Origin of the sequence: Pseudomonas anatoliensis (genome assembly GCF_017976235.1) — a bacterium.
Classification (GTDB): domain Bacteria; phylum Pseudomonadota; class Gammaproteobacteria; order Pseudomonadales; family Pseudomonadaceae; genus Aquipseudomonas; species Aquipseudomonas anatoliensis.
This window is the reverse complement of sequence record NZ_JACVHC010000005.1, coordinates 482348-498398: the sequence shown is the minus strand read 5'-3', so window position 1 is coordinate 498398 and position 16051 is coordinate 482348. Positions and strand designations below refer to the sequence as shown.

Below are 16051 nucleotides of genomic sequence, written 5' to 3'. Positions count from 1 at the left end.
CTGACCTCATCGCCAGCGGGCTAGCTCCCACTGTTGAAAGGCAATCCAACTATGGGAGCCAGGCTGCTAGCCCCCTCAGTTTGAAATGCAGTCCCTGTGGGAGCCAGCCTGCTGGCGATTCGAGTGCGCAGCACTCGCCAGAGACTTTGCGGTATCAGGCGCTACGCACGACACTCATCCGCGAAACCAGCGGCAACTTGCCCAGCAGATTGAAAACCGGTGCCGTCACTTTCAACCAGAAATTCGCCGCGTGATACGCAAACGGCGTGTAGTAACCCCAGCCCAACGCCCACACCGCCAGCAACATCCCGCCGATGTAATCGTCCTGACCCCAATGCGCGCCAGCCACCAGTCGCGGCAGCATGAACAGCAGCGCCAGGCCCCAGATCGTCACGAACTGTCCGACCGTACGGCTGAACACACCCATGAACAGTGCCCAGATCAGCAGCACCGATGCATGGTCACCAGGGAAACTTTGACCCGAGCGATCCTTCAACTCCCAGGTCTTCTCCAGATGCGGGAAGTAGTCGCTGAGGTGCACCGCGCCTTCCAGCACCATCGACGGGCTGCTGTGCTGCCAGCCCATGTGGTCGGCGAACTTGGAAAACAGTGCGCGAATCACCACCATCAACAGCAGAATCGAGAAAAAACCGAAAAACGCGCGACGCACGTCAATCGCCTTGAACACCCAGTCGCCCTTGATCAACAGCATCAGCAGAATCAGTCCGACGACGATGTCGAACGGGCGCAGACTTGCAATTGCCCAGATGTGGAGCCATATCGGGTTGCTGGCCAGCGGTGCATTGAGCGAGCGAAACAGCCACTCGTCGAAAATCACACACAGCATGTTGCCCGTAGGCCATAACCAGAAAGCCAGCAACGCCAATGGCACGACGTTGCACAGAACCAGCCGGCCGAGGTTCCACCTTGATTGGAACAAACCCGGATTGTTCATAAAATGCCTCCCGTGGCTGAACGTTCGCACCAAACAGGTGCAAAGAAGCGCGGCATTTTCATATTTTGTAACCAATTTGTCATCAATTCAGATACCCAGACCTATGACCGATCTCCCGGATACCGATTACACCCAACGCTTCATCTTTGATGACAGCGACACTCGCGGCGAACTGGTAGCGCTTGAGCGCAGCTACGCCGAAGTCCTCGCCAAGCACCCGTACCCGGAACCGGTTGCGCAACTGCTGGGCGAATTGATGGCGGCGGCCTCGCTGCTGGTGGGCACCCTGAAGTTCGACGGTTTGCTGATTCTGCAGGCGCGTTCCGAAGGCCCGATCCCGATGTTGATGATCGAGTGTTCCAGCGATCGTGAAATCCGTGGCCTGGCGCGTTATCACGCCGATCAGGTATCGGCCGATGCGACCCTCAGTGACTTGATGCCCAACGGCGTCCTGGCCCTGACCGTCGACCCGACCGTTGGCCAGCGCTATCAGGGCATCGTCGACCTCGATGGCGAAACCCTGTCCGATTGCTTCACCAACTATTTCGTCATGTCGCAGCAGGTTGGCACTCGCTTCAAACTGTTCGCCGACGGTCGTCGTGCCCGTGGCATGTTGTTGCAGCAACTGCCGGCAGATCGCCTGAAAGACGAAGAAGATCGCGCCGCCAGCTGGCAGCACATCACCGCGCTGGCCAGCACCCTGAGCGCCGATGAATTGTTGAGCCTGGACAACGAAACCGTGCTGCATCGCCTCTACCATGAAGAGCAAGTGCGCCTGTTCGATGTGCAACATCTGCGCTTCCACTGCAGCTGCTCGCGGGAACGCTCGGGCAATGCGCTGGTCAGTCTGGGTCTGGAAGATGCGCAGGCACTGGTGGCAGAGCAGGGCGGTACAGTCGAGATCGATTGCCAGTTCTGCAACGAGCGCTACCTGTTTGATGCGGCCGATATCGCTCAATTGTTCGCTGGCGCGGGCGTCGACACGCCGTCAGATACCCGGCACTAAAACGGTTCAGCGCAGGTAAATTCACTGCTCAACGACGGAATTACGCCGTTACGACGGGAGGGCCCTACTCTTTTTGGGCTTTTCTGGCATAATCCGGCCCACTTTTTTCGCGGTAGTAGTGCACGACTTTCTACTACAAAACGTTTGGAGCACACTCGGCCACTGGCCGACGGGGAACCTCATGACGCAAGCCAATAACGCCGTGTACACCGATCTGAGTGTTGATGATCTGGTAAAAGAAGCCCTGAACCGCGGTGAAGGCGAGCTTGCCGATACCGGCGCTCTGGTTGTTCGCACCGGTCATCGCACCGGCCGTTCGCCAGTCGACCGTTTCATCGTTGAAGAGCCTTCCACTCAGGCCGCTATCGCCTGGGGCCCGATCAATCGCAAGTTCCCGGCCGACAAGTTCGATGCCTTGTGGGCTCGCGTAGAAGCCTTCAACAACGCGCAAGAGCACTTCGTTTCCCATGTGCATGTAGGCGCAGCTGAAGATCACTACCTGGCCGTGAAAATGACCACCCAGACTGCCTGGCAGAATCTGTTCGGTCGTTGCCTGTTCATCAACCCGGCCCAGTACAACCCGGCTGGCCGTGATGAGTGGCAAGTGCTCAACGTCGCCAATTTCGAGTGCGTGCCTGAGCGTGACGGCACCAACTCCGACGGTTGCGTGATCATTAACTTCGCACAGAAAAAAGTGCTGATCGCTGGCATGCGTTACGCCGGCGAGATGAAGAAAGCCATGTTCTCGGTGCAGAACTTCCTGCTGCCGGCCGCTGATGTGCTGCCAATGCACTGCGCTGCCAACATCGGCGAAGAAGGCGACGTGACCCTGTTCTTCGGTCTGTCCGGCACCGGCAAGACCACCCTGTCGGCTGACGAAAGCCGTTACCTGATCGGCGACGACGAACACGGCTGGGGCGAAGGCGTTGTCTTCAACATCGAAGGCGGCTGCTATGCCAAGTGCATCGACTTGTCCGAGAAGAACGAGCCGGTCATCTGGAAAGCCATCAAGCACGGCGCTGTGCTGGAAAACGTCGTCATCGACGATGCCAAGCACGCTGACTATGCCGATGTCAGCCTGACCCAGAACAGCCGCGCCGCGTACCCGCTGGAGCACGTTGCCAAGCGTTCCGAGCACAACCTCGGTGGCGAGCCGAACGCGGTGATCTTCCTGACTTGTGACCTGACCGGCGTCCTGCCGCCAGTGTCGATCCTCAACGAAGAACAAGCGGCCTACCACTTCCTGTCCGGCTACACCGCACTGGTGGGCTCGACTGAAATGGGTTCGGGCAGCGGCATCAAGTCGACCTTCTCCACCTGCTTCGGCGCACCGTTCTTCCCGCGCCCGGCTGGCGAATACGCAGAGCTGCTGATCAAGCGCATCCGCGGCTTCGGCTCCAAGGTCTACCTGGTCAACACCGGCTGGACCGGCGGCGGCTACGGCGTCGGCAAACGCTTCAACATCCCGACCACCCGCGCGGTGATCGCAGCGATCCAGAGCGGCGCGCTGATCGGCACCGAAACCGAACACCTGGACACCATCAACCTCGACGTGCCACTGGCCGTACCGGGCGTTGAAACCGGCCTGTTGAACCCACGCAACACCTGGGTTGACAAGGCTGCATACGACGAAGCCGCGAAAGCACTGGCCGGTCTGTTCATCGAGAACTTCAAGAAGTTCGAAGTGAGCGACGCGATCAAGGCTGCAGGGCCGAAGTTGTAAGATCTGTCGTGAATGAAGAAGCCGCCCCTTGGGGCGGCTTTTTTGTGGGTAACATCAGCCAAAGGTTTGACTGCCATTATTCCCGCAGAAAAGCGCTTTAACTCGCAGAATATTGCCACTTATCCGCTTCGCTTTTGCGCACCGGTGCAGCCAAAACTGCAACATCCAGCGAGAGGAGATTTTTTGAGAATCACGGCCATTCATCATTCTGCATTGACGCTATGATCAAAGACGAATAGCCTTGGTTCCGAGCGCGAAACCAGTTGCCTCCCAGCGGCAATAACTGGCGTAGGAACCCCGTCGATGGTTGGGACATCAGCGTAGGGTGAGACCTCCACACCCCTGCTTGAGGGTGTGTATATGAATATCAAGCATCAAATTCGAGGGCTACTGTCACCAGTAGCCCTTTTTCTTTGCCTTCAAAAAGTGTGTAGCGCTTGTACAACAATTCGCCATGGCGATGCTTGTTGAGCGATTTAGCGTCTGTGTGCATGAAGTTCCAGAGCAGCTGGCCATCGACGATCGCGACACTCACTAACATTTGCCGTTTTGATTCATACGCTCCGATGAACGCCAATCGGTCGGTATCGTTGGTGAAGGCGACTTTCCATATTTCCAGTGGGCCGGTGAGCGTATCCAAGGCAAGTCTCACGTAACGCTCGCGGGCATCTTTACGCTTTTCAACGATGTGATAAATGCTGCTGCGCAGGATCGTTACTTCGCCCCAAGGCGTTTCTACCGACAGGGACAGGATTGAAGGGTGACTGAATCCAAGGTGCTGAGCTGTAACCTCGACAGCGTCCTCGTGGGAGGTAGCCGCGAGGACTTCATCAATCGTCTGAGTACGCAGTTCACGAGCCAGGGTACGCAGGTCTGGAAGTTTGCGTTCAACCCATGTGGGTTGGCCCTTCACTTCGCAAACCTTGGGTCGAAACGTGTCCGTGCTCAAATACGCTGCTCACTGTTTACGTTGGCCAGACTACTGCAAGGCAACTCACTTCCGAGAGCTGCTGCTTATGACCGCTCCAATGTTTTTCTTTTCGGTTCTTTCAATCGCTCTCAGGTAATGCGTGAGAGCGATCCGATCATTTAATTTCAGGCTGGTGCTTTCCAATTGAGCATCTGCTGTTGCGCGACTTGCAGCAGGTCACAGCCATCCTGCGTCAGCAGATAGAGGGCGTGGGTGATGTGGGGGATGTCTTCTAGGTCGGCTTGTTTGAAGCTGAGGCAGTAGAGGGTTTTTAGCAGGTCGGCGGAGGCGCGCAGGCGCTGGACGGCGCATTCGAGGATGTCTTGGGGGTTAGCCGTTGTGTCGATGATCAGGGGCTTGGTGTCGGTGAGGTTGGATTCGAGTGGGCGGTAGTGATCAGGGGTGAGCGGGTTCCATGCTTTCATTGTTCTTCTCTCTATAGGCGTTCCAATAGCCGCCGCCATCATGACCAAACGATGGGAGGCGACTGTGTTCGGGTTGGTCAACCAGAGAGAGAGAACTCCGTGTACGCCGAAGCGTCCCAAACACAGCCGCCATAAAGCATGCCGCGCAATAGATCGCGGCAAGCATACAAGGGCATGCGCAGTTTCTCTCTCTCGATTTCAGGTGACCAAACCCGAGCCGCTGATTTGGCAGCGGCAGACACGACTATAGATTCGAGCCATCGAGCCGCGATAGACGGCAAGGGAGTCTGGGTTTGTAGGAACGGGACGAATACCCAATAGGCAATTGCTGTAGGTTTTTTCTCCCGCTCATTCTCCAAAGCGTTCAACCAATATTCCGATACGCCGCCACATCCAGCACGCTGGTCGTCAGCCCGGTTGCAGGCGCGTAAATCGAGCCTTTCACCGCCGAGAACGGTACACCCTTGCTACCCAGCGACACATAGCGTTCGCCTTTGTGGAGCTCGGTGAAGTAGGTGTACGAGCACTTTTCCATGGCTTTGTATTTCGCCTCGGCGTTGACGATGGTGTCGCTGTGTTGACGCAGATCGGCGTCGGTCAGGTTGAGGGTCTTGCTCAGCGGCGTGCCCCAGCGCTTTAAGCACACTTCGGCGAAGTGGCGGACGATCAGGCCGGGTTCGGCCAGCATTTTTGGGCCGCTGTGGCCGTCAGCGGCGGCGTTGCCGACGAGGGTGGCGTGGCGGCCAGGCATTGGAAAGATGCTCGTCTTGGTGCCGGTGGCGGTTTGCGGGATGACGCAGCCGAAACCTTTGGAGCGTTCGTCCCGAGCATAGAAACCAACATATTCTTTAACGTTGGCGTTAAGTTTTACTCGGTGTTTCTGGAAGTTGCCGATGCCCGGAACCGGGTCAATGGCAAAAATCCTTACCGGAATGTTTTTCAGTGCCCTGTCAGTGAACATGGCGTTAGCCAGCATGTGGCAACTTATGCCGCCTCGGCTCCAACCCACCAGATTGACGCGGGTGGGTATAACGCCATCTTTGCGGAAAGTCCTGATAATCCCTTCCTGTAACCTCTGTTGAGTAATGCTACGGGCGCCGTAGTTATACTTTCGCTCCAACCACGAGCCTTCGACCTTGACATCGTCAATGGGAATGCCAGCGGCTTTGAGGCGGTTGTATTCGGCTTCGGTCAGTTGCTCGCGTTGCCAGTCACATTTGCCCTTGATGATATTCAGCGCGTGCTGCACGTTTTCTTCCCAACCCTTGCCGAATAACGTGCCGCTGAGGCCGTACTCCTTGATTTTGGTGAACAGTTCATCGGCTTGCAGGTTACCGCTGCCGGGTCCGTCGACGACGATCCATTCGGCAAACTCGCGACCGCAATGATTTGCAGCCAGTGTGGAAATCAGTTCGCCGTTCCAAAAGTTTTCATGGTGCGTATCAAACTTATTGGAGCCAGTACCGCAAAAGAAAATAGTGAGTACGGTCATGTTTGTTGCTCTTGTTTAATGAAAGAGCAGTCAACGTAATGTCGTTTTTTTTAAGGGCAAAGAAGTGGGTTGTTTCCGGGTTTGTTATTTGTTTGCTTTTAGTTTTTGGAAGTGTTTTTAAGTTTTGCAACTTCCAGTAGTTCGCAGCCGTCTTGAGTCAATAAATAAAGCGCTGTGAGGATGTTGGGGATGTCTTTGACGTCTGCTTGTTGAAAACACATGCAGTAAAGAGTTTCCAGCAGATCCGTCGCGGCGGAGAGTCGTTGGTGAGCGGCGTCCACCAAGTCTTCGTGGCAGGCGTCTGTGTCGATGACCAGCACCGGATTTTCGCTGTAGCTGGATTTCAAACGGCGATAGCGGTTGGTGGGCGGATGCAGTGAGTTCATGGAGTAAGGCTGTCCTTTGAGAAGTCGCGCCGGCCACTATAGGAGGGCATTGCGCAGTGGGACAAGGCGGCCAGAGTGGACAGAGTTCGTAGGGGTTTTTCCGGGTATCGGGTACTTGCCCTACAGGTTTTCATGACGTTTTCAAGGCAAAACCCTTAGATCGGAAATTTCCCACGTGTTTGTCAGGCGTTTCGCGGTAAACCGCTGTATCGTGCGCGCCAGAATCTGTAGGACGTTTCCAAGCGTCCGATACGCGCTTAAAGGGAATTAGGTATGCAATGGCTACGAATGGCCTCGATCGTATTGCTGTGGGCCAGTGGTTGTCGTGTGGCAATGGCCGCCGACGTTGGCAATCCGCTGGTACTCGATCATTTGAATCGCACCGGATGGCCGGACGCACTCAACAGTCAGGCGAATATCGACACGGCGTCCCGCGCCGAGGTGCTGATGTTCGGCAAAGCCCTGCTCGCCAGCGAAGCGCTGGACGAGTCGGGTTTGAAGCAGAAGCTGGGTGTGCCGCAAGTGCAGTTGAAGTCGATCAGACAACTGCGTGATGGTTTGTGGGATCACTTGCTGAGCACTTATCGCAACGCCAGTCAGGACTGCGCTGAACAACCGTTTTGTCCACAGGTACGCCGTGTTGCCGATCTGCGTCAATTGGCGGCAGCGTTCACCGGCGACATCAGCCCGGCCCATGCGTTATGGGCGAGCAAAAGCCTGGGTGTGCATGAGCAGATGTTGAATGAACAGCTGCGGGTGGCCGTGTTGCAGCCGTGAACGTTTAGATTTTGTGTAGTCAGTGCCGGCCTCTTCGCGGGCAAGCCCGCTCCCACAGGGACCGTGGCGTTTAGGTGAATCGCTGTATCATTCCGTATCGATTTGGCCCCCGACCTTTTCTCGACTCGCTGCGATCGCCCGCTAGGCTGTTGGCATGGCAGCAGTCAAAGGAGTGACAGCGAATGCACAACACCCTGGAACAGGTTTTTGGTTATCCACAGTTCCGACCCGGACAAGAGGCCGCGATCAGCTCGGTGTTGGCCGGACGCTCGGCAGCAGCGATTTTTCCCACAGGTTCCGGCAAGTCCCTTTGCTATCAACTGTCGGCACTGATGCTGCCGAATCTGACGCTGGTGGTCTCGCCGCTGCTGGCGTTGATGCAGGATCAATTGGCGTTCCTGCAACGCCACGGCATTGCGGCGGGCAGCATTGATTCGGCGCAAAGCCGCGATGATACCAATGACGTGATGGCCCGCGCCCGATCAGGTGAATTGAAGATCCTGATGATTTCCGTGGAGCGGCTGAAAAATGAACGCTTCCGCAACTTCTTGCAGCAGGTGCCGATCTCGCTGCTGGTCGTGGATGAGGCGCATTGCATCTCCGAGTGGGGGCACAATTTCCGCCCGGACTACCTCAAGCTGCCGGACTACCAACGACAGTTCAACATCCCGCAAACCTTGCTGCTGACCGCCACGGCAACGCCGAAAGTCATCACCGACATGCAGGCCAAATTTGCCATCGCCGCCGAAGACGTGGTGACCACCGGTTTCTATCGGCCCAACCTCAATCTGCTGGTGGAGCCGGTGCGCGGCCAGGACAAGCGTCGGCGTCTGGTGGAGTGGATGGCTGAGCGCCCGGGCCAGCCGAGCATTGTCTACGTCACCTTGCAGAAAACCGCCGAACACATAGCCGAGCACCTGGAGCGTAACGGTATTCAGGCCGAGGCTTATCACGCCGGTTTACCCCACGATAAGCGCGAGGCGATCCAGAAGCGTTTCATGGCCGGGCAGTCCAATTGCATCGTCGCGACCATTGCTTTCGGTATGGGCATCGACAAAAGCGACATCCGCAATGTGGTGCACTTCGACCTGCCCAAATCCATCGAAAACTACAGCCAGGAAATAGGCCGCGCGGGGCGTGATGGGCAGCCGTCGGATTGTCTGGTGCTGGCCAATCGCGACAGCCTCAACGTGCTGGAAAACTTCGTTTATGGCGACACACCGGAGCGCGATGGCATCCGCTATGTGCTCGACGAGTTGAAAGCCTCGGTGCCGGAAGGTCAGTGGGAGTTTCTGCTCGGTCCGCTCGCGGATCAAAGCAACATCCGCGCGTTGCCGCTCAAGACATTGCTGGTGCAATTGGAGCTGCGTGGCCTTATCGCGCCGCGCTACGCGTACTACGCCGAATACCGTTTCAAATACTTGCTGGAACCGGACGCGCTGCTCGAACGTTTCGAGGGCGAACGCAAGGATTTTGTCGCGGCGATTATCCAGACGTCGAGCCGTGCGCGAACCTGGGCGACCGTGAGTTTCGAGGCGATGTACACGCAATATTCGGCTGAGCGGAATCGGGTGGTGAAGGCGCTGGATTACTTCCAGGAGAAGGGCTGGGTCGAGCTTGAGAGCAAGCAGATGACCGAGGTCTACAGCGTGCTGCAGAGCGACTTTGACAGCGACGCGTTGAGCGCTGACCTACACGATTACTTCACCCGCCACGAGCAGGCCGAAGTCGCACGAATTCACGCCATGCTTGAGGTGTTCGCCACTGAGCGTTGCCTGGGTTATCGCCTGGCCGAGTATTTCGGCGACCACAATGCGCCAGAGCGCTGTGGGCATTGTTCGGTGTGTCATGGGCATGTCGCGCGGTTGCCGGCGCCACCCGAACTGCCGGCGCTTGTGGATAAAAACTTTGCTGCGCTGTGCGGTGACTTTATCCACAAGCACGAACAACACACCGGCAACGTACCCACGGCGGAACGGCTCACGCGGTTTCTGTGCGGGATCAGTGTGCCGCTGTTCACCAAGCTCAAGGCGCGGGCGATTTCCGGGTATGCGGCGTTGGAAGACTATCCCTACGCCGAGGTGCGGGGCTGGGCCCAAGAACACCTCTGAACCCCTGTAGGAGCTGCCGAAGGCTGCGATCTTTTGACTCTGTTTTTAACATCAAAAGATCGCAGCCTTCGGCAACTCCTACAGTGAGTTGCGCCAAGTCAGTCGGAAGGGGTGAAATCCATCCGCTGAATGTCGATCATCACGGTAATAAACTTCAAAAAGTGTCGTTGGCTGACTATGGTGAGAGCAGTCTTTGGATCGCCAACAAGAGAACAACATGAGCCAGACATCTTTCGATATTCAGCAGGCCGCGGTGATCGGTGCGGGCACCATGGGGCGTGGCATTGTCATGTGTCTGGCCAATGCTGGCGTGACGGTGCAATGGGTGGACACCAATCCACAGATGCTCGAACAGGCGCTCGCAACTGTGGCCGAGACTTATGCACATAACGTGCGCCAGGGCCGGATTGATCAGGCCGAGGCTGATGCACGTTTGGCCCGGGTCAGCGCCGCAGCGGATTACGCGGCGATCCGCAATGCCGATCTGGTGATCGAGGCGGTGTACGAAAACCTCGAACTGAAGCAGAAGATTTTTCGTGAGCTGGATGGCTTGCTCAAGCCGCAAGCGCTGTTGGCGAGTAACACGTCGGCACTGGATATCGATGCAATTGCTGCGGCCACCAAGCGGCCTGAGCAAGTGTTGGGTCTGCATTTCTTCAGCCCCGCGCACATCATGAAACTGCTGGAAATCGTTCGTGGTGCGCAGACTTCGCCGGCAGCGCTGGACGCTGCGCTGGTACTGGGCAAGCGCATGGGCAAGGTCAGTGTGGTATCGGGCAATTGCCACGGTTTTATCGGTAACCGCATGCTGCATCCGTATGTGCTGGAGGCGCGCAAGATGCTGCTTGAAGGGGCTTATCCACAGCAGGTCGATGCGGCGTTACAGGGATTCGGTTTCGCCATGGGGCCGTTCCGCATGTACGACGTGGTCGGCATCGATCTGGAATGGCGCGCTCGTGAGCTGGCGGGCAAGGGCCAGGATGCCCCGGAAGTTCAGGTGGATAACCGCTTGTGCGAGATGGGCCGGTTCGGTCAGAAGTCTGGCAATGGTTATTACCACTACGAGCCGGGCAGTCGTCAGGCAGAGCATGACCCTGAGGTCGATGCGCTGGTGTTGCGTGTCAGTGAGGGTTTGGGTTTCCAGCGCCGTGAAATCGGCCCGGAGGAGATTCTGGAGCGCTGCCTGCTGGCACTGGTCAACGAAGGCGCGAAGATTCTGCAGGAAGGCATTGCCGAGTCGGCGCATGACATCGATCTGGTGTACCTGAACGGTTATGGCTTCCCGGCGGACAAGGGCGGGCCGATGGCCTGGGCGGATCAGCAGGGGCTTGCAGATATTCATCAACGGCTGCTGGCGCTGGAGACGCGGCAGGGTGATCAGTGGAAACCGGCAAGGCTGATTGGTGAGTTGGCTGCGCAAGGGAAGGGGTTCGCTCAAGTGTGATGTCGGGGCGAGAATCGATCCGCCTCTCCCCCAAGGTGCGAGGGGGAAAGGGAGCTGATCTTCATGCGTTCCAATCTTATGATCGACTCGATCTTTCAGGTCGGCGGACCTCGAATGACCACGTCGGTCAGTCCCCTCTACCTCTGGGAGAGGGTTAGGGTGAGGGCAACCGGCCTCACACGATTCATCCAGGAGAAACAGCCCAACCATGTCCACCCCTCAACGCACCGACTACCCACACTTCCAGCCCATCACCACGCGCTGGCACGACAACGACGCCTACGGCCACGTCAACAACGTCACCTACTACAGCTTCTTCGACACAGCGGTGAACACCTACCTGATTCAGGTCGGTGGTCTGGATATTCATGACGGTGAAGTAGTGGGTTTTGTGGTCAGTTCGGCGTGTGATTACTTTGCCTCGATCGCGTTTCCGGATCTGATCGAGATCGGTCTGAGGGTCGGCAAGCTCGGCAACAGTTCGGTGCAGTACGAATTGGCGGTGTTCAAGGTGGGCGAAAGCGAGGCCTGCGCGGCGGGGCGCTTCGTTCATGTGTTTGTGGATCGTACGACCAATCAACCCACGCCGATTCCCGCCGGACTGCGCCAGGCGCTGGAGCGAATAGCAGTTTAAAAAGCGCAAAAAAAATCGCAGCCTGCGGCAACTCCTATAAATCCATGTAGGAGCTGCCGCAGGCTGCGATCTTTTGATCTACCTGCCGCCATTCAGCGATTAACGGTGGCGATAGTGCTTGTGATGCTTGCGGTGACCATAGGCATGGCCGCGACCAGGGTGGCCGTCGCGATAGTAGCGACGGTCACGGTCGCCGCGATCGTAATGACGATCATCGTCGTCGCTCTTGTTGCCCATGTAGTTACCCAGCGCGCCGCCGGCACCGCCACCTGCTGCCGAACCGATCAGGCTGCCGGTGGTGCCGCCCATGCTGCGGCCAACCACGTTACCGCCGGCTGCGCCCAACGCACCGCCGATGGCGGCTTCGCCACGGCTGCGTTTGTCTGCGCCGACCGCGCTACCACCCGCGCCGCCCAGGGCTGCGCCGATGGTGGAACCTGTATTGCCGCCTAAAGACTGACCGACGACCGAGCCAAGAACCCCGCCCAATGCGCCGCCCACACCTGCTTCGGTGGTGCCGCCTGCGGACGCAAAACCACTGACCAGGCCAAGGGACAACAAGAGAATCGAGGAGAACTTCATAGAGGAGCCTCAAAGGGATGACGGCGCCGATCCTGAGGCTGTGTAACAAGCGTGACAATCGAAATCCGACGAATAGCACGACCTGTATACAATTTCGCAAGTTACTGTTTTAACTGCGGAACTTAAGCGTTTTTCGCCGGTCTTTAACTACTTCGGACAGGCCGCTTTTGTGAAAAAGCGGCCTTTTTTGTGGGCGATGGGAAAGTGCAGGCTGGTGAGAAATGAGCAGGGTCGACTACCGCTATCGCGAGCTGGCTCACTCCTACAGTGATCGCGTTCCTGCAGATAGAACACGAAAAACTGTAGGAGTGAGCCTGCTCGCGATAGCAATGGGTCGGTCGCCGCGTTAAGCAGACTTGGCCATGATCAATCCGGTCTTACTCGCCGCTTCCAAGCGGATCGCGATGAACTTAGATGTCGGCGTATGGCTGCCGTCGCCAGTGCTTTCCAGCGGCACCAGTGGATTCACTTCCGGGTAATACGCCGCGGCCTGGCCGGCAGGGATATCAAACGCCAGCAGTGTGAAGCCCTTTACCCGACGCTCGCGTCCATCGTCCCAGATCGACACGATGTCCGCTTTCTGTCCCGGACGGAAGCCCAGGCGAATGATGTCGGCCTCGTTGGCGAACAGCACATCGCGCTGGCCCTTCACCCCGCGATAACGGTCGTCGAGGCCATAAATCGTGGTGTTGTACTGATCGTGCGAGCGCATCGATTGCAGGATCAGATCCGGCAATTGCCCGGTGGCGCGGGTGCGTTCGTGAACCAGATCCTTAGGCAGCATGTTCGCGCGGAAATTGGCGCGGCCCGACGGCGTGTTCCACTTGCGTGCACCGGCGCTGTTGCCGAGGTAGAAACCACCTGGATTTTTGATCTTTTCGTTGAATTCCTTGAAGCCCGGGATGGTATCGGCGATCAGCTCGCGGATACGCCCGTAATCGGCCACCAGCCAGTTCCAGTCCACCGGTTTGCTGCCCAACGTCGCGGCAGCGATACCGGCGACGATCGACGGCTCTGAGCGCATCTGGTTCGACAGCGGCTGCAACTGACCGTTGGAGGCGTGAACCATGCTGAAGGAGTCTTCCACGGTGACCGCTTGCGCGCCTTCAGTCTGGATATCGATGTCGGTGCGACCGAAGCACGGCAGGATCAACGCGTCTTTACCGTGAGCCAGGTGGCTACGGTTGAGTTTGGTGCTGATCTGCACGGTCAGGTCGCAATTGCTCAGCGCCTCGAACGTGCGCGGGCTGTCCGGGGTGGCTTGGGCGAAGTTGCCGCCCAGACCGATAAACACCTTGGCGCGGCCCTCGGCCATGGCGTGGATCGCCTCGACCACGTTGTGCCCGTTGTGACGTGGCACCTTGAACTGGAAGCGACGCTCCAGCGAATCAAGGAACGCTACCGGCGGGCGCTCGTTGATACCCATCGTGCGGTCGCCCTGCACGTTACTGTGACCACGTACCGGGCACAGGCCGGCGCCCGGTTTGCCGATGTTGCCGCGCAGCAGCATCAGGTTGGCGATTTCCTGGATGGTCGGCACCGAATGCCGGTGCTGGGTGATGCCCATCGCCCAGCACATGATCACGTTTTTGCCTGTGGCGTACATGCGCGCTGCCTGTTCGATCTCGATCAGGGTCAGGCCGGATTGCTCGACGATCTGTTCCCACGGCGTGTCGTCGACGACGCCGAGGTATTCCAGCACGTTGGCACTGTGTGCATTGAGGAAGTCGTGATCGAACACCGCCGGCGCGCCAGCCTTTTGCGCATCGCGTTCCCATTGCAGAAGGAACTTGGCCATGCCGCGCAGCAACGCCATGTCGCCACCCAATGCCGGGCGGAAGTACGCGGTGTTGGTCGGCTTGTCGCCGTTGGTGAGCATCTCGATCGGGTGCTGCGGGTGCTGGAAACGCTCCAGGCCACGCTCTTTGAGCGGGTTGACGCACACCACTTGAGCGCCGCGTTTCACCGCTTCACGCAGTGGTTCGAGCATCCGCGGATGGTTGGTGCCGGGGTTCTGGCCCCAGACGAAAATCGCGTCGGCGTGTTCGAAATCATCGAATGTCACGGTGCCTTTGCCGACACCGACACTCTGCGCCAACGCCACGCCGCTGGCCTCGTGGCACATGTTCGAGCAGTCGGGAAAGTTGTTGGTGCCAAAGGCGCGCACGAACAGCTGATACAGATACGCCGCTTCGTTGCTGGCGCGACCCGAGGTGTAGAACTCGGCTTGATCCGGGCTCGACAGGCCTTGCAGGTGTTTGGCGATCAGCGCGTAGGCGTCGTTCCAGGCAATCGGTTTGTAGCGGTCGGTCTCGGCGTCGTAGACCATCGGCTCGGTCAGACGACCCTGATATTCCAGCCAGTAGTCGCTCTGCTCCAGCAACGCGGTGACGCTGTGTTTGGCGAAGAATTTCGCATCCACCCGGCGCTTGGTCGCTTCCCAGTTCACTGCTTTGGCGCCGTTCTCGCAGAACTTGACCATGCCGCTTTCCGGCGAATCGCCCCACGCGCAACCCGGGCAGTCGAAGCCGCCGTTCTGGTTGGTCTTGAGCATAATGCGCAGGTTTTTCAGCGCGTTGTCGCTGGTCAACCAGGCCTGAGCCACGCTGATCAGGGCACCCCAACCGCCGGCTGCGCCTTTGTAGGGCTTGTAGCGCGGGACAGGTTTCTGGTCGGCTTGATGATGTTGGCTCACGCTTGATTCTCCATCGCGGGGCTATACACCCGCGGCGCATTTTTCTGCGGCAGGTGGATGAGATTGAGGTTATGTCGACGGGCCCATTGCACGGCAAGGCCTGTGGGTGCGGACAGGCTGACCAAGGTCTGGATGCCGGCGCGCAAAACTTTCTGGATCAATTCGAGACTGCAACGGCTGGTGACAATCGCCAGGCCGCCATCCGTGGATATCTTCTGGCGGATCAGCCCGCCGATCAGTTTGTCGAGGGCGTTGTGGCGGCCGATGTCTTCGCGCCCGAGCAGCAATTCGCCGCTGGCATTCATGAACACCGCCGCGTGTACCGCACCGCAATGCTGACCGAGCGGCTGGAAGGCGCCGATGCGCTGGCGCAGACCGTCGAGCCATTCAAGTGGCGGCAACGGCGCACCGGGCAACACCTTGAGATCGGGTAACGCCTGTTCCACCGCTTCAACGCCGCACAAGCCACAGCCACTGGTGCCGGCCAGTTGCCGACGCTGGGTCTTGAGATTCCAGAAGGCGCGATTGGCGATGGTCACTTGCGCGTATTGCGCCGAACCTTCGCCAGTCAGTTGCAGGTCATAGATCTCATTGGCGTCTTCGATGATGCCGCTGCCGAGGCTGAAACCGACGATGAAGTCTTCCAGATCCGTCGGGGTCACCAGCATCACTGCCTGGCTGATGCCGTTGTAGGCGATCGCCAACGCAACTTCCTCGGCCAGCGCGGTGCTGGCCGATTCTTCTAAAGGCAAGTCGCTGTAACTGTATGTCTGGCTGGCGGCAGGCGCGGGCGTTTCGATTGCAGGCGCCGCGCAGGCTGGGCGCTTGGCGTTCATGGCATCACCGACGGT

15 protein-coding genes are annotated in these 16051 nt (G+C 58.2%); 7 read left to right on the top strand and 8 right to left on the bottom strand.

Features of this window, described 5'->3' with window-relative positions:
• Nucleotides 1-154 precede the first annotated feature (154 nt).
• Nucleotides 155-955 (bottom strand): phosphatase PAP2 family protein, encoded by an 801-nt coding sequence (locus ICA16_RS19080; RefSeq protein ID WP_210554382.1) that lies wholly within the window; start codon nucleotides 953-955, stop codon nucleotides 155-157.
• A gap of 103 nt (nucleotides 956-1058) precedes the next feature.
• Between ICA16_RS19080 and hslO the strand changes: the two genes are divergently transcribed.
• The 3 genes from hslO to ICA16_RS19065 all read left to right on the top strand — a co-directional run bounded on the left by hslO (nucleotide 1059) and on the right by ICA16_RS19065 (nucleotide 3909).
• A complete protein-coding gene (gene hslO / locus ICA16_RS19075) occupies nucleotides 1059-1961 on the top strand; it encodes an Hsp33 family molecular chaperone HslO (RefSeq protein ID WP_042557140.1) in 903 nt (300 codons plus the stop codon).
• A gap of 181 nt (nucleotides 1962-2142) precedes the next feature.
• Nucleotides 2143-3684 (top strand): phosphoenolpyruvate carboxykinase, encoded by a 1542-nt coding sequence (locus ICA16_RS19070; protein ID WP_210701252.1) that lies wholly within the window; start codon nucleotides 2143-2145, stop codon nucleotides 3682-3684.
• A gap of 12 nt (nucleotides 3685-3696) precedes the next feature.
• Nucleotides 3697-3909: a hypothetical protein gene (locus ICA16_RS19065; protein ID WP_210554381.1), complete on the top strand. Its 213-nt coding sequence runs from the start codon at nucleotides 3697-3699 to the stop codon at nucleotides 3907-3909.
• Nucleotides 3910-4051: 142 nt separating this feature from the next.
• Here the strand turns inward: ICA16_RS19065 and ICA16_RS19060 are convergent, their stop codons facing one another.
• The 4 genes from ICA16_RS19060 to ICA16_RS19045 all read right to left on the bottom strand — a co-directional run bounded on the left by ICA16_RS19060 (nucleotide 4052) and on the right by ICA16_RS19045 (nucleotide 6957).
• Entirely contained in the window at nucleotides 4052-4597 is a 546-nt protein-coding gene (locus ICA16_RS19060; RefSeq protein WP_338049948.1) for a PBECR2 nuclease fold domain-containing protein, read from the bottom strand.
• Between the two features lie 182 nt (nucleotides 4598-4779).
• Complete coding sequence (locus ICA16_RS19055) at nucleotides 4780-5079, bottom strand: hypothetical protein (RefSeq protein ID WP_210701250.1); 300 nt, start codon at nucleotides 5077-5079, stop codon at nucleotides 4780-4782.
• Between the two features lie 364 nt (nucleotides 5080-5443).
• Nucleotides 5444-6571, bottom strand: coding sequence for a hypothetical protein (locus tag ICA16_RS19050; RefSeq protein WP_210701249.1), 1128 nt, complete (start codon nucleotides 6569-6571; stop codon nucleotides 5444-5446).
• Nucleotides 6572-6669: 98 nt separating this feature from the next.
• Nucleotides 6670-6957, bottom strand: coding sequence for a hypothetical protein (locus tag ICA16_RS19045; protein WP_150617415.1), 288 nt, complete (start codon nucleotides 6955-6957; stop codon nucleotides 6670-6672).
• 273 nt (nucleotides 6958-7230) lie between these two features.
• On the opposite strand from ICA16_RS19045, the gene ICA16_RS19040 reads away from it, so the two are divergent.
• From ICA16_RS19040 to ICA16_RS19025, 4 genes are all read left to right on the top strand, one after another.
• Nucleotides 7231-7734 carry a polysaccharide deacetylase gene (locus ICA16_RS19040; protein WP_150603901.1) on the top strand — a complete coding sequence of 168 codons (504 nt, stop codon included), beginning with the start codon at nucleotides 7231-7233 and terminating at the stop codon, nucleotides 7732-7734.
• A 182-nt stretch (nucleotides 7735-7916) separates the two neighbouring features.
• On the top strand, nucleotides 7917-9845 hold the full coding sequence (locus ICA16_RS19035) for a RecQ family ATP-dependent DNA helicase (RefSeq protein WP_210701248.1): 1929 nt from the start codon (nucleotides 7917-7919) through the stop codon (nucleotides 9843-9845).
• A 217-nt stretch (nucleotides 9846-10062) separates the two neighbouring features.
• Entirely contained in the window at nucleotides 10063-11289 is a 1227-nt protein-coding gene (locus ICA16_RS19030; RefSeq protein ID WP_210701247.1) for a 3-hydroxyacyl-CoA dehydrogenase, read from the top strand.
• Nucleotides 11290-11497: 208 nt separating this feature from the next.
• Entirely contained in the window at nucleotides 11498-11923 is a 426-nt protein-coding gene (locus tag ICA16_RS19025; protein WP_150603898.1) for an acyl-CoA thioesterase, read from the top strand.
• A 99-nt stretch (nucleotides 11924-12022) separates the two neighbouring features.
• Here ICA16_RS19025 and ICA16_RS19020 read toward each other — a convergent pair whose 3' ends face one another.
• The 3 genes from ICA16_RS19020 to fdhD all read right to left on the bottom strand — a co-directional run bounded on the left by ICA16_RS19020 (nucleotide 12023) and on the right by fdhD (nucleotide 16036).
• A complete protein-coding gene (locus ICA16_RS19020) occupies nucleotides 12023-12505 on the bottom strand; it encodes a glycine zipper domain-containing protein (protein ID WP_210554373.1) in 483 nt (160 codons plus the stop codon).
• A 346-nt stretch (nucleotides 12506-12851) separates the two neighbouring features.
• Nucleotides 12852-15200 carry an FdhF/YdeP family oxidoreductase gene (locus ICA16_RS19015; RefSeq protein WP_210701246.1) on the bottom strand — a complete coding sequence of 783 codons (2349 nt, stop codon included), beginning with the start codon at nucleotides 15198-15200 and terminating at the stop codon, nucleotides 12852-12854.
• Complete coding sequence (gene fdhD, locus ICA16_RS19010) at nucleotides 15197-16036, bottom strand: formate dehydrogenase accessory sulfurtransferase FdhD (RefSeq protein WP_210701245.1); 840 nt, start codon at nucleotides 16034-16036, stop codon at nucleotides 15197-15199. The genes ICA16_RS19015 and fdhD overlap by 4 nt, the downstream gene beginning before the upstream one ends.
• Between the last annotated feature and the right edge of the window lie 15 nt (nucleotides 16037-16051).

Bases quoted from the DNA above. Each gene is read 5' to 3' on its own strand.
- ICA16_RS19080 (WP_210554382.1), bottom strand. From the start codon at position 955: ATGAACAATCCGGGTTTGTTCCAATCAAGGTGGAACCTCGGCCGGCTG.
- hslO (WP_042557140.1), top strand. From the start codon at position 1,059: ATGACCGATCTCCCGGATACCGATTACACCCAACGCTTCATCTTTGAT.
- ICA16_RS19070 (WP_210701252.1), top strand. From the start codon at position 2,143: ATGACGCAAGCCAATAACGCCGTGTACACCGATCTGAGTGTTGATGAT.
- ICA16_RS19065 (WP_210554381.1), top strand. From the start codon at position 3,697: ATGAAGAAGCCGCCCCTTGGGGCGGCTTTTTTGTGGGTAACATCAGCC.
- ICA16_RS19055 (WP_210701250.1), bottom strand. From the start codon at position 5,079: ATGAAAGCATGGAACCCGCTCACCCCTGATCACTACCGCCCACTCGAA.
- ICA16_RS19050 (WP_210701249.1), bottom strand. From the start codon at position 6,571: ATGACCGTACTCACTATTTTCTTTTGCGGTACTGGCTCCAATAAGTTT.
- ICA16_RS19045 (WP_150617415.1), bottom strand. From the start codon at position 6,957: ATGAACTCACTGCATCCGCCCACCAACCGCTATCGCCGTTTGAAATCC.
- ICA16_RS19040 (WP_150603901.1), top strand. From the start codon at position 7,231: ATGCAATGGCTACGAATGGCCTCGATCGTATTGCTGTGGGCCAGTGGT.
- ICA16_RS19035 (WP_210701248.1), top strand. From the start codon at position 7,917: ATGCACAACACCCTGGAACAGGTTTTTGGTTATCCACAGTTCCGACCC.
- ICA16_RS19030 (WP_210701247.1), top strand. From the start codon at position 10,063: ATGAGCCAGACATCTTTCGATATTCAGCAGGCCGCGGTGATCGGTGCG.
- ICA16_RS19025 (WP_150603898.1), top strand. From the start codon at position 11,498: ATGTCCACCCCTCAACGCACCGACTACCCACACTTCCAGCCCATCACC.
- ICA16_RS19020 (WP_210554373.1), bottom strand. From the start codon at position 12,505: ATGAAGTTCTCCTCGATTCTCTTGTTGTCCCTTGGCCTGGTCAGTGGT.
- fdhD (WP_210701245.1), bottom strand. From the start codon at position 16,036: ATGAACGCCAAGCGCCCAGCCTGCGCGGCGCCTGCAATCGAAACGCCC.